This is a genomic window from Bradyrhizobium sp. SHOUNA76, assembly GCF_023006445.1.
GTDB lineage: Bacteria > Pseudomonadota > Alphaproteobacteria > Rhizobiales > Xanthobacteraceae > Bradyrhizobium.
On record NZ_JALBHA010000172.1, the window covers coordinates 1 to 11,396 of the forward strand.

At 65.3% G+C, this 11,396-nt stretch carries 14 protein-coding genes, 1 tRNA gene and 1 riboswitch; of the genes, 7 read left to right on the plus strand and 8 right to left on the minus strand.

Features of this window, described 5'->3' with window-relative positions; genetic code table 11:
• The 3 genes from MOV74_RS18915 to MOV74_RS18925 form a co-directional block, all read right to left on the minus strand.
• On the minus strand, window positions 1-224 hold a 224-nt coding region (locus MOV74_RS18915; protein WP_246925499.1), incomplete at its 3' end, for a helix-turn-helix domain-containing protein.
• Window positions 225-490: 266 nt separating this feature from the next.
• Window positions 491-709, minus strand: a complete 219-nt coding sequence (locus tag MOV74_RS18920; RefSeq protein WP_246925501.1) for a hypothetical protein — start codon at window positions 707-709, stop codon at window positions 491-493.
• A 44-nt stretch (window positions 710-753) separates the two neighbouring features.
• Window positions 754-827, minus strand: a tRNA-Gly gene (locus MOV74_RS18925).
• A 173-nt stretch (window positions 828-1,000) separates the two neighbouring features.
• On the opposite strand from MOV74_RS18925, the gene MOV74_RS18930 reads away from it, so the two are divergent.
• From MOV74_RS18930 to MOV74_RS18955, 6 genes are all read left to right on the plus strand, one after another.
• Complete coding sequence (locus MOV74_RS18930) at window positions 1,001-1,579, plus strand: methylated-DNA--[protein]-cysteine S-methyltransferase (RefSeq protein WP_246925503.1); 579 nt, start codon at window positions 1,001-1,003, stop codon at window positions 1,577-1,579.
• A 108-nt stretch (window positions 1,580-1,687) separates the two neighbouring features.
• Window positions 1,688-2,527: a helix-turn-helix transcriptional regulator gene (locus tag MOV74_RS18935; RefSeq protein WP_246925505.1), complete on the plus strand. Its 840-nt coding sequence runs from the start codon at window positions 1,688-1,690 to the stop codon at window positions 2,525-2,527.
• Between the two features lie 131 nt (window positions 2,528-2,658).
• Entirely contained in the window at window positions 2,659-3,018 is a 360-nt protein-coding gene (locus tag MOV74_RS18940; RefSeq protein ID WP_246925507.1) for a hypothetical protein, read from the plus strand.
• A 104-nt stretch (window positions 3,019-3,122) separates the two neighbouring features.
• Complete coding sequence (locus tag MOV74_RS18945; protein ID WP_246925509.1) at window positions 3,123-3,482, plus strand: VOC family protein; 360 nt, start codon at window positions 3,123-3,125, stop codon at window positions 3,480-3,482.
• A gap of 136 nt (window positions 3,483-3,618) precedes the next feature.
• Window positions 3,619-4,017, plus strand: coding sequence for an SRPBCC family protein (locus MOV74_RS18950; RefSeq protein WP_246925511.1), 399 nt, complete (start codon window positions 3,619-3,621; stop codon window positions 4,015-4,017).
• Window positions 4,018-4,130: 113 nt separating this feature from the next.
• Window positions 4,131-4,646 (plus strand): hypothetical protein, encoded by a 516-nt coding sequence (locus tag MOV74_RS18955; protein WP_246925514.1) that lies wholly within the window; start codon window positions 4,131-4,133, stop codon window positions 4,644-4,646.
• Here MOV74_RS18955 and MOV74_RS18960 read toward each other — a convergent pair.
• The 4 genes from MOV74_RS18960 to MOV74_RS18975 form a co-directional block, all read right to left on the minus strand.
• Window positions 4,643-6,088, minus strand: a complete 1,446-nt coding sequence (locus tag MOV74_RS18960) for an MATE family efflux transporter (RefSeq protein ID WP_246925516.1) — start codon at window positions 6,086-6,088, stop codon at window positions 4,643-4,645. The genes MOV74_RS18955 and MOV74_RS18960 overlap by 4 nt on opposite strands.
• Before the next feature lie 166 nt (window positions 6,089-6,254).
• Window positions 6,255-7,307, minus strand: a complete 1,053-nt coding sequence (locus MOV74_RS18965) for a hypothetical protein (protein ID WP_246925519.1) — start codon at window positions 7,305-7,307, stop codon at window positions 6,255-6,257.
• Between the two features lie 104 nt (window positions 7,308-7,411).
• The gene (locus MOV74_RS18970; RefSeq protein ID WP_246925522.1) at window positions 7,412-7,831 is read right to left on the minus strand and encodes a PAS domain S-box protein; all 420 of its coding nucleotides are present in this window, start codon (window positions 7,829-7,831) and stop codon (window positions 7,412-7,414) included.
• Between the two features lie 165 nt (window positions 7,832-7,996).
• Entirely contained in the window at window positions 7,997-9,133 is a 1,137-nt protein-coding gene (locus MOV74_RS18975; RefSeq protein WP_404979155.1) for a 2'-deoxycytidine 5'-triphosphate deaminase, read from the minus strand.
• Window positions 9,134-9,213: 80 nt separating this feature from the next.
• A riboswitch (SAM riboswitch) is annotated at window positions 9,214-9,293 on the plus strand.
• A 74-nt stretch (window positions 9,294-9,367) separates the two neighbouring features.
• Between MOV74_RS18975 and MOV74_RS18980 the strand changes: the two genes are divergently transcribed.
• Window positions 9,368-10,555, plus strand: a complete 1,188-nt coding sequence (locus MOV74_RS18980) for an O-succinylhomoserine sulfhydrylase (protein WP_246925532.1) — start codon at window positions 9,368-9,370, stop codon at window positions 10,553-10,555.
• Window positions 10,556-10,621: 66 nt separating this feature from the next.
• Here MOV74_RS18980 and MOV74_RS18985 read toward each other — a convergent pair.
• Window positions 10,622-11,396: SGNH/GDSL hydrolase family protein (locus tag MOV74_RS18985; RefSeq protein WP_246925529.1), on the minus strand; the 775-nt coding region annotated here is incomplete at its 5' end.

Consider the following 11,396-nt stretch of genomic DNA (forward strand, 5'->3'; position numbering starts at 1 on the left):
GGCTTCTCCGCGAGCGCGACGACGTCGCTGAGCGTGACGTCGAGCGCCGCACAGAGCTTGTTGAGCAGAGCCGCCGTCGCACTGCTCTGCGCCCGCTCCACCCGCCCGATCATGGCCCGGCTGACGCCGGAGCGGCCTGCAAGTTCGTTCAACGTCATGCCCGCCTGCGTCCTCAACGTCTTCAAGCGACGACCGATCGCACGGTCGAGTTTCTGCTGGTCCATGGCCCTCTTCCAGATATCGCCCGGCGCAGGGTCCGCATCCACCGAGCGACATAAGCTTAGGGCGGACGAGGCGGGCATGCCGGGAGTGACAGGCTAACATATTAGAATCTTTGCGGAGCAGACGCTCGCCGTGGGCTCAGTGGACAAGCGAGGCCTTCGGCGCCCTCCGCTCTGCTACCCATTCCTATCGTCCCTATCGTCGGAAAAAATGGCCTCGATGACCGAGGCCGGAGCGAAGCGCTTCCGGCGACCAAATGACTGGACGCCTATGCTCCACCACGTCGCGAAATCTTTTCGCGCAGGAACTCTTCCATATTCAGGGCCTCACCCTTGCCGGCATCGAGCGAACGGATGCCCCGATCAATTTCAGATCGAAGAGCGTTGAGCTTTTCGACATGCGAAAGCAATTTCCGGCCGATCTCTTCCTGATCGGCGGCCGGCAGCTGGGAGATTTGCGCGATGGCTTGTTCGAGCGTCCTGACCATAACCTCAGCCTACGACATTCCGCAGACCGGCCGGGCCGAAAACCTGGAGCGGGCGAAGGGAATCGAACCCTCGTATGCAGCTTGGGAAGCTGCCGTTCTACCATTGAACTACGCCCGCGGATGCGCTGGTCACGCCCGTTCTGATTAGCCGAGACGGCGCTTCCCGCCAAGCGGTTTGGCGCATTCGGCCCGACGCTCCTTAACTTTTCAGTAAGATTTTGAGTGCGCCGGATTGTGGCGGTGTTATGATCTCGTGTCTGGGGAGAGACGTGCACTGAGTGGGGCGTGTGCATGGTGGGGCGTGGCTATTCGATATTCGACACGGCAATCGGGCGCTGCGGCATCATCTGGAGCAGCACCGGCGTGGTCGCCGTGCAATTGCCGGAGGCGCGGGAGATCGACACCCGCCGCCGGATTTTTCAAATCCATCCCGAGGCGCGCGAGCAGCGGCCGTCCGAAAATGCCGAGCTTGCGATCGAGGGCATCGTGGGCCTGCTGCAAGGCCGCGATCCCGATTTTTCCGACGTCAGCCTGGATGCCGGCGGCGTGCCCGGCTTCAATCGGCGCGTCTATGAGTTCACCTGCTCGATTCCGCGCGGGGAAACGCGTACCTATCATGAGGTCGCCAGGGCGCTGGGCGCCTCGGGCGCGGCGCATTCGGTGGCGCAGGCGATCGCAAAAAATCCCTACATGCTGGTCGTGCCCTGCCACCGGGTGCTGGAGGCCGGCAATTACACCGACCGGCTGTCGCCTTACGGCGGGGTGATCTCCAAGCGGCGGCTGCTGGCGCTGGAGGGCGCCCATCCCGTCGCCAGCAAGACGCTGTTCGAGGTGCTGCTGCCCGTTGCTCCGCCGCGCGCGCCTGGCTAAGGCGCGATCTGATCGCACCTTAGCTTTGTTTTTTGGGCTTTGTTTTTTGGGCATGATCTTGTCGGACAACCGCTACACACTTGTCCGGATCATGCCTAGATAGGCGGGATGGACGCGACCGCGCTGCTGACGTCACAATCGATCACGGCCTTCGAGTTTCGCTGCGATGCGGGACCAGACGATACGCCGTTTGCCGAATGCCGCACCGGGCATTCCATCGCCTATGTCCGCTCGGGCAGCTTTGGCTGCCGTTGCCGCGCCGGATTCTTCGAGCTGGTGGCGGGCTCGATGCTGGTCGGCGCGCCCGGCGAGGAATACACCTGCACGCATGAGCATGTCAGCGGCGATGTCTGCCTGGGGTTCTTCCTCAGCGAGGACATGGTCGATGCACTCGGTGGGCGGCGCGAGATCTGGCGGGTCGGCGCCACGCCGCCGCTGCCCGAATTGATGGTGCTGGGCGAGCTCGCCCAGACGGCGGCAGATGGCAACAGCGACATCGGCCTCGACGAGGTCGGCCCGATCCTGGCCGGCCGCTTCGTCGATGGGGTCTCGGGCACGGCGCGCAAGCCGGCCACGCCCAATGCGCGCGACCGCCGCCGCGCAGTCGAGGCCGCGCTGTGGATCGACGACAACTCGCATGCCGAGGTCGATCTCGAACAGGCGGCAAAGCAGGCGAGGCTCAGCCCGTTTCACTTCCTGCGACTGTTCTCGAGCGTGCTCGGCGTCACCCCGCATCAATATCTCGTGCGCTCGCGGCTGCGGCACGCGGCACGGCTGCTCGCTGACGACGACATCGCGGTCACCGATGTCGCCTATGACGTCGGCTTCGGCGATCTCTCCAACTTCGTTCGCACCTTCCACCGCGCCGCCGGCGTGTCGCCGACCAAATTTCGCCAGGCCTCGAAGGGGGAGCGCGGGATCTTCGCCGAACGTCTCGTCCTCAACTGAGACAGGTCGGCCCGCATCGCAGGTAACCGTCTGTTGACCAGACAGGCGCGACGCACTGGCGCTCGCGGTACGTTGCGCGATAGTACAACCAAAGGGCGAATCAACGTCCGTTCGAGGCGGCGAGCCGGCAGATGAACAGTGCCCCGAGTGAGGTGATTGGCGCCACACTGATCGCGCTTGCCGTCGGTCTTGCCTTCATCGCCGGCTGCGCCGTCTATTATGGCCGCCAGATCACCTCGCGCAGGATTCCGATGCAATGGGGCACTGACGGTCAGCCGGCCTGGTTCGCACCGCGCCTGATCGGGCTCTGGTTCAGCTTCGGCGTGACGGCGGCCCTGTCCGCGTTCCTGCTCGTTCTCGCCCTTCATGACCCGCAAAAGCTCACGGCGCTGATCGTCGCAACGGTCAGTGTGATTGGAACGAACATGTGGGTTCAGGTCTCTCACCTGAAGCGGGTGATCCGGTGGCAATCGGAGGCGCCGGCGAACTAGCCGGGTTCCGAGCGCAAGATTCTCCAAGAGCCGCCCGCCCTTCCCCGACTAGCTTCGTCTCCGGCGCGCGCCATTCACGGCGCGCTTTGCAAATGGAGACGAACATGTACGACCACATCGGACTTCGCGTTGCCGATCTCGACGCCGCGACGCGCTTCTACACCGCGGTGCTGGCGCCGCTCGGCTACGTCCTGTGCTCCAGCGGCGACGGTTATGCCGGCTTCGGCCCCAAGGGCGAGCCGGCGCTGTGGCTACACCTGAACAAGGGCCGTAACGCCGACGGCGCGCACATTGCGTTTCGTGCCAAGGACCATGACGCAGTGAAGGCATTTCACAGCGAAGGCCTGAACAGCGGCGGCCGCGACAATGGCGGTGCGGGTCCGCGCAAGGATTACAGCCCGACCTATTACGCGGCGTTTTTGATCGACCCCGACGGCAACAATGTCGAGGCGGTTTGTAGCTGAGCCGTCAGCCGTTCACGAGACCTTGTAGGGTGGGCAAAGCGAAGCGTGCCCACCGACCGCCCGCATCGATCCAAATGGTGGGCACGGCGCTACGCGCCTTTGCCCACCCTACAAGACTGCATTTGAGGAAACTCCCATGGCCTCCATCCACAACGACATCCTCATCAACGCCCCGGCGCGCGACGTCTGGGACGCGGTGCGCGACTTCGGCGCGCTGCATCAGCGGCTGGCGCCCGGATTCGTCACGGCCTGCACGCTCGAGGGCGATGCGCGCATCGTCACCTTCGCCAACGGGTCGGTGGCCCGCGAGGTGCTGGTCGATTGCGACGATGCGCGGCAGCGCCTCGTCTACGCCATCAACAACGAGCGACTGAAGCACTACAGCGCCTCGGTGCAGGTGATTGCCGACGGTGAGACGCGATGCCGCCTGGTCTGGACCATCGACATGCTGCCGAACGAGCTTGCGCCCTACGTTCAGGGGCAGACCAAGGAGGCCGTGGTGGCGATACACCGGGCGTTTCCGCCCGCAGGCTGATCCGCCTCTGTGAATTTTCTCACAGAGCTCCGCCCTCGCCGTCAGCAATCATGCCCGCGTGCGTCCGGTTGGCTCCGCTCTCCCGGCGGCGCTGCGCACGCGAGGAGCATGCCATGAGAGGTGCGGACAAGGTGATCTGCCAGGCGGCGGCTGTGCTGCTGCTGTTTTCCGTCGCGAGCACGCCGGCGAAGGCGCAGCTTGCAGGGTTCGGCGGTGGAGGCGGCACCGGCGGCGAGGACATGATGACCCAGATGGCGCCGATGCTTGAGATGATGAAGGCGAAGATGGGCAAGCGCCGCTTCGCCATGATGATGCAGACCATGGGCCCGATGATGAGCCGCATGATGGAGAATGGCGGCGGTGGGCTCGGAGGCATGATGGGCGGCGGCGGTCTCAATGGGCTCGGCGGCGGCACTCTCGGCGGCGGCTTCGGCGCGCCGAATTACGGCGGCTACACGCCGATGGGCGGAGGCGCTTATATGCCGACCGGGCTCGGCGGCATGGGCGGCGGCGACATCATGGGCATGCTCGGTGGTGCCGGTGGCGGCGACATGATGGCGATGATCCCGCAGCTGATGCGGCTCGCCAATGTCGGCGGCGGCGGCCATCGCCGCCACAGGCATCGCTAATCGGCGGCGCCGGACAGAGCTGGTCTGATCGCAGCCTTGCTCGCGCGCGGTCCCCAGCGCGTCAGCAAGACGCTGGAGGATGAGAGCAGGCCGAGCACGACCATCGAGCTCGCAGCCAGCCAGAAAAAACTCTGCGCGGTGGCTTCATGGGTCGACAGCCACCAGCCGACGGCGGAGATGTAGATCAGCCGCGCCGTCTGCGCCAGCACCGGCCCGATCACCTTGGCGGCGCCCTGCGACGAGAAATACATCGTCGTGGCAATGCCGAAAAACGCGTAGAACGGTCCGACCGTCGAGAGATATTGATGGCTTGCCGCGCGCACGGCCGCGCTGTCGGTGAAGATGTTGATCCAGAGATCGGGGAACATCGCAACGACGCAGGCCGGCGCGCCGACGGCGACGAAGGCAGCTGCACTGGCGATCCAGGCGACGCGCCGGGCCCGCGCGATGTTGCCCGCGCCGATCGCCATCCCGACCATCGGCACGCAGGCGATGCCAAACGAGAACGCGATCGAGGTCAGCAGAAATTCGAGGCGCGCGCCGATGCCGTAGCCGGCGAGGATCGCGGTGCCGAACGTCGCCAGCATGTGGGTGAAGATCGAGATCGTGAGCACCGATTGCAGCGGCGAGAAGCAGGCGATGGCGCCGACCTTGAGGATGTCGAACAACATTACCCATTGGATGCGCAGGCCGCGCAGCTTCGGCGTGACACGCGCGCGGCCGGAGAACAGGTACCAGCCCATGATGCAGATGTTCATGGAATAGGCGATCAGCGCGCCGGCCGCGACGCCGCGCATGCCGAACTGCGGCACCGGTCCGAGGCCGAGACCGAGCGTGCCGCCGAGCACGATCTGCCACGCCGCGGAGTTGAGGATCAGGAACGACGGCAGCTTCATGTTGCCGGTGCCGCGCAGCACGCCGGCCATGGTGTTGAGCAGCCAGGGCAGCACGGCGCCGCCGAAAAACACCTGCGTATACGCAACCGCATGGGTCAGCACATCGCCGCGGCCGCCGAGCATTTCGAGCACCCGGGGCCCGAAGATCAACATGCCCAGCATGAAGACGACGCCGAAGCCGATTCCGATCAGCATTGCGTGCGCGGCAAGCGTGCCGGCCCGTTCGCGATCGCCTGCACCGAGCGCGCGAGCAATGGCGGAAGCCACCGCACCGCCCATGGCGCCGCCCGACATCGTCATGGTCAGGATCACGGTCGGAAACACCAGCGCCATCGCCGCCAGCGCCTCGACGCCGAGCCGGCCGATATAGGAGGTCTCCGCGATCACCGTGCAGGTGCCGGCCGACAGTGCGATCACGTTGGGCCAGGCGAGGCCGAGCAGCGTGCGCAGGATCGGCCCGTCGGTCAGCGCGCTTCGCATCGGCTGCGGAGGCGGCGGCAGCGGACGCTCTTGCTCATCGACCGGGATTTCGGCGATGTCGGACATATCCTCTCCGGGGCATGAGCGCTCTTTGCGGCGCGGCAATGCGTAGGTGTGACAATAAATTTCTTCGCGCGCAGGGCGCGTTGAGAGCTTGTTAGCACGGCGCGGAGCGATTGCTCCTGCGCCAGATGCAGGCGTGCCCTGCGGCAGCGCATTTCGATGGGTGGAGCTATTCGATCGTCCACACCAGCGGCGGGCGGCCGCCTGCGGATGGGCGCAGATGCACGCCGATATGCCGCCCGCATCCCGCAGCCAGGCCTTCGAACAATCCCTCCAGCACCCTGGCGCAGGCGGGGTGATAGTCCGTGACGTCATCCATCAGTTTCCAGCTCTGCTGGCGGATTTCGAAGCTGCCTTCGGATTGCGCGGTCTCCGTCGCGTCGTCCTGCGCGGCGAACAGCGCGCCCAGGAACGATGCGAACTCGCCTGCCCCGCCGCGGCTCATCGCCAGCGCGGCTGCGACTTCGTCAAAGTATTGCATGCCGATCAGCTTGCCGGTGAGGTGCAGCAGATAGCCGGCGTCTTCCGGGCCGAACAGCTGCACCATCACGGGCGCGGCGGTGCGCACATATTCCATCGCGTAGTTGCGATAGGCTTTCTCCAGACGCGGCTTCGGCCAACTGGCGACCGGCAGCGCCGGCGCGGTCTTGGCGTCAAACAATGGCGCTTCCAGATGCCGCGCGAACACCAGGCGCTGATCGAGTTCTAGCGGATGGTCGTATTGATGATAGTAGCCTTCGAGCCCGTCCTGGCCATCGACGCTCTGCTTGGTGCAGACGAAGCCAAGACGGAGATCGCCGAGGGCGACGCCATTATTCGCGTGCCAGCCGCGCAGCATCGCGCGGGAAACCTCGCCCGGGACGCCGCAGATCGCCGTGCCCTTCCAGATCCAGCGCGGCGGCGGATAGCGGATCCAGGCCTTGGTGTCGCTCTCATACATGTATTCGACATGCACGCCGCCGATCCAGTTGGAGAGGTAGTGATATTGCGCGGCCGCCACCGCCGGCGGCAGGCGACTGAGGCCGAGCTTTTGCAAGCCCGGCAGGAAGCGCTCCTGCTGCTGGCGGCGAAATACGCGGAAGACGAACTCGGCGGCATCCGCAGGTCCGCGCCGCGTGACGACGGTGAGGATGAGGCCGGTGAAGTAGGCATGGTAGAGGTCCGCGACCGCGCGCCAGCGCTTCCATTGAGCTTCCTGCGCGAGGTCCGATGCCGCGGTCATGTTCGCTCCCGATCGTTGTTTTGATCGAGTGTGTCACCGCACCTTCTGGCAAGCAACATGACGTCCAAGCAGGGCGCCCTGCGCGACCGCCCGCCAATTCCGCATCACGAAGTTTGCGGCGGTGCCGTCTTGGCGCCGCGCTCTCGCTCGACCCGTTCGGTGACGTCGCGCGCCATCGCCACAGATCCCAGAACGTTGCCGCCGGAATCGCGCACCAGCGCGAAGGTCATCTCGATGTAGAGCTTGCGTCCGCTCTTGTGCTGCGCGCGGGTCAGCGTCGGCTTGCCCGCAAGCTTCATCGTGCCGCTGGCGAGCGCGGCCTCGAAGCCCTTCCAGTGCGCAGCGCGCAGATGTTCGGGAATGATCAGGTCCAGGTTCTGGCCGAGCGCTTCCGCAGCGGAGAAGCCGAACAGCGCCGTCGCCGCACGGTTCCAGCGCATGATCGTGCCGGAGCGATCCGAATAGATCAGCGCGTCCGCGACGTCTTCGGCGATCTTTGCGTCGAGCTCGGATTGATTGCTCATCTGGTCACCTCGTAGCCCGGATTTCACTTCGCACCCTGACACACCGATGTCATCGCCCGACTTGATCGGGCGATCCAGTATTCCAGAGGCCGTGGTGATTGATCCGATAAGCCGCGGCGTACTGGATGCCCCGGTCGAGCCGGGGCATGACAGTAGAATGTGCCGCTACACCCGGAAATGCTTCGATAGTTTGAGGCCTTGAGCCTGGTAATTGGAACCGATGCGCTGGCCGTACATCGCGTCGGGGCGCGCCAGCATCTTCTCGTAGACGAGCCGGCCGACGATCTGGCCGTGCTCGAGAATGAACGGCACTTCGCGCGAGCGCACTTCGAGCACAGCACGCGATCCCAATCCGCCGGCGCCGGCATAGCCGAAGCCGGGATCGAAGAATCCGGCATAGTGCACGCGGAATTCGCCGACCAAGGGATCGAACGGCACCATCTCCGCGGCGTAATCGGGCGGCACCTGCACGGCTTCCTTCGAGGCAAGGATATAGAACTCGCCGGGATCGAGGATCAGGCTGCCGTCGGGACGCGCCGAGATGGGCTCCCAGAAGTCCTCGACCGAGTACCCGGAGCGACGATCGACGTCGACGACGCCGGTGTGGCGCTTGGCGCGATAGCCGACGAAGCCGTTCGCTCTCTCACCGGACAGGTCGACGGAGACGGCGACGCCGCCGGACAGATCGGCATCGTCGATGTCGACGAGGCGCTCGGCGGCATGCAAGCCATCGAGCTCGTCGGCGTTGAGGATGGCGTCACCGGTGCGGAAGCGCACCTGGCTCAGGCGCGAGCCCTCGCTGACCAGCACCGGAAACGTCTTCGGGCTGATCTCGGCATAGAGCGGGCCGTGATAACCGGCGCCGATCATGTCGAAGCGGCGGGTGCCGTCGGCGATCACGCGGGTGAAGACGTCGAGCCGGCCGGTGGAGCTCTTCGGGTTCGCGGCCGCGACGATCTCCGGCGGCAGCGCGAGGCTCTCCAGCAGCGGCACGATATAGACGCAGTTCGTCTCCAGCACCGCGCCGTCGGCGAGGCTGAACTCGTGCAGCTTCAATTCGTCGATGCGCTCGGCCACCGTGGCTCCGGGACCGGGCAGGAAGCTGGCGCGGACGCGGTAAGCGATGTCGCCGAGACGCAAGTCGAGGCTCGCCGGCTGGATCTGGCTCTCGACGAAGTCGTAGGCGGGCAGGATAAGCCCCGCGTCCGCCATCGCCGCGATCATGCGGTCGGGCAGGATACCATTGGCGTCTGGCGCGACCGTAAACGTCAACCGGGGATCCTCATCAGGGGTCAAATGCATCCGGACATGCGGAAAATACAAGCCTTTTACGGCTATCCGATGGACGCCTTGACGGAAAGGGCATTGCGGAATATGAGCATCACTTATCCCGTGGTGATTTGAGCCGGCCGGCTTGCAGCCACGTTAAATAAGTCGCTAAACAGGCCGGGGACCTCTGTGATCCCGGCCCGTGGAGATATCCAGGCCGGTTTTTTTGTGACCGTTTTCGACGAGGCGGTCATGTCGGAGGTACCTATGTCGAAGTCGACCACCAACTACCGTCCCGAAACCCGCCTGGTCCATTCCGGCACCCTGCGCTCGCAATATGGCGAGACGTCGGAGTCGCTGTTCCTGACCCAGGGCTACGTCTACAACAGCGCCGAGGAGTGCGAGGCGCGGTTCAAGGGCGAGGATCCGGGCTTCATCTATTCGCGCTACTCCAACCCGACCATCGCGATGTTCGAGCGCCGCATGATCGAGCTCGAGGGCGCCGAGGCGGCCCGCTCGGCGGCAACAGGCATGGCCGCGGTGACGACCGCGATCCTGGCGCCGCTCAAGGCCGGCGATCACGTCGTGGCCTCGCGGGCGCTGTTCGGCTCGTGCCTCTACGTCGTGCAGGACCTCTTGCCGCGCTACGGCATCGAGACCACGCTGGTCGACGGGCTCGACCTCGACCAGTGGCAGCGCGCGGTGCGGCCGAACACCAAGACGTTCTTCCTGGAGAGCCCGACTAACCCGACGCTCGATGTGCTCGACATTCCCGGCATCGCAGAGATCGCGCACAAGGGCGGCGCGCGGCTCATCGTCGACAACGTGTTCGCAACCCCCATCTGGCAGAGCCCGCTCGCACTCGGCGCCGACGTCGTGGTCTATTCCGCGACCAAGCATATCGACGGCCAGGGCCGCTGCCTCGGCGGCGTCATCCTGTCCTCGGAAGCCTTCATCGCCGAGCACATCCACAATTTCATGCGCCAGACCGGCCCGTCGATCTCGCCGTTCAACGCCTGGGTCCTGCTCAAGGGCCTGGAGACGCTCGGCGTGCGCGTGCGCGCGCAGACGGATACCGCGGCACGGATCGCCGAGGTGCTGGCGAGCCATCCGAAGATCGCACGGCTGGTTTATCCCGGCCGCGCCGATCATCCGCAGGCGGCGCTGGTGAAGAAGCAGATGCGCGGCGGCTCGACCCTGGTCGGCTTCGAGGTCAAGGGCGGCAAGCAGGCTGCGTTCCGCGTGCTCAACGAGCTCAAGCTTGCGAGGATCTCGAACAATCTCGGCGACGCCAAGAGCCTCGTCACGCATCCGGCGACCACGACGCATCAGCGCCTGAAGCCCGAAGACCGCGCCGCCCTCGGCATCGGCGAAGGCTTCATCCGCTTCTCCGCGGGACTCGAGCATGCGGATGATCTGATCGAGGATCTGACGGCGGCGCTGGAGAAGGCCTGAGGGGCGAGTAGCGAATGGCGAATGGAAATCCCCATTCGCTATTCGCAATTCCCCATTCGCTTCCAGTTACATCGGCCGATAGGTCCGCACGTCCGCCGGCGCGTTCACTCCGAGCTTGATCTGGCCGACGGAGCGGATGATGTCGTCGCCGAGCAGCTGGGCGAAGCAGGCATAGCCCCAATCGTTCATGTGCAGGCCGTCGGCGATCACGAAGCTCTCGACCGGAATCGATTGGTTCTCGTGCCAGTCACGCATCACCTCGAAGCGGGGAAAGATGCCGACGTGGCGGAGCTCAGCGACGTTGCCGAGCAGCTTGATCATCTTGCCGGCGCTCTCCTTGCGCTGGTTGACGGCCGGCGAATATTGCGGATCGACCAGCACGATATCGGTGCCGCCGGCGGCCTGGATGCGGCTGATGCCGTCCTCGACCAGTTTTGCGGTGTCGCCGGGATCGAGATTGCGCAGCACGGCGTTGGTGCCGACCTGCCAGATCACGAGATCCGGATGCACGTCGATGACCTGCGTCTGCAGGCGCTTCATCATCTCGGGCGCGTCCTCGCCGCCGACGCCGGCATTGACGACGGTGATGTCGGCGGTCGGATAGTGCCGGTGCAGCTGCGCGGCGAGACGGTTCGGATAATTGAACTCCGGCGAGCTCGCGCCGAAGCCCGCGGTCGACGACGAGCCGAACGCGACGATGACGACGGGTTGGCCGGCGACGAGCTTGCTTGCGACATGCGGCAGCGTGCCCATCGCCTTCGAGCCCCCCTTCGGCGGCAGGCAGGGCACGCGGCTGAAGACGTCGGCGGCGGATTTGGCGACCTGCTTCACCTTGTCGACG

Excerpts from the sequence above, each read along its gene's own strand:
- MOV74_RS18920 (WP_246925501.1), bottom strand. The coding sequence starts at position 709 with ATGGTCAGGACGCTCGAACAAGCCATCGCGCAAATCTCCCAGCTGCCG.
- MOV74_RS18930 (WP_246925503.1), top strand. The coding sequence starts at position 1,001 with ATGGTGGGGCGTGGCTATTCGATATTCGACACGGCAATCGGGCGCTGC.
- MOV74_RS18935 (WP_246925505.1), top strand. The coding sequence starts at position 1,688 with ATGGACGCGACCGCGCTGCTGACGTCACAATCGATCACGGCCTTCGAG.
- MOV74_RS18940 (WP_246925507.1), top strand. The coding sequence starts at position 2,659 with ATGAACAGTGCCCCGAGTGAGGTGATTGGCGCCACACTGATCGCGCTT.
- MOV74_RS18945 (WP_246925509.1), top strand. The coding sequence starts at position 3,123 with ATGTACGACCACATCGGACTTCGCGTTGCCGATCTCGACGCCGCGACG.
- MOV74_RS18950 (WP_246925511.1), top strand. The coding sequence starts at position 3,619 with ATGGCCTCCATCCACAACGACATCCTCATCAACGCCCCGGCGCGCGAC.
- MOV74_RS18955 (WP_246925514.1), top strand. The coding sequence starts at position 4,131 with ATGAGAGGTGCGGACAAGGTGATCTGCCAGGCGGCGGCTGTGCTGCTG.
- MOV74_RS18960 (WP_246925516.1), bottom strand. The coding sequence starts at position 6,088 with ATGTCCGACATCGCCGAAATCCCGGTCGATGAGCAAGAGCGTCCGCTG.
- MOV74_RS18965 (WP_246925519.1), bottom strand. The coding sequence starts at position 7,307 with ATGACCGCGGCATCGGACCTCGCGCAGGAAGCTCAATGGAAGCGCTGG.
- MOV74_RS18970 (WP_246925522.1), bottom strand. The coding sequence starts at position 7,831 with ATGAGCAATCAATCCGAGCTCGACGCAAAGATCGCCGAAGACGTCGCG.
- MOV74_RS18975 (WP_404979155.1), bottom strand. The coding sequence starts at position 9,133 with ATGCATTTGACCCCTGATGAGGATCCCCGGTTGACGTTTACGGTCGCG.
- MOV74_RS18980 (WP_246925532.1), top strand. The coding sequence starts at position 9,368 with ATGTCGAAGTCGACCACCAACTACCGTCCCGAAACCCGCCTGGTCCAT.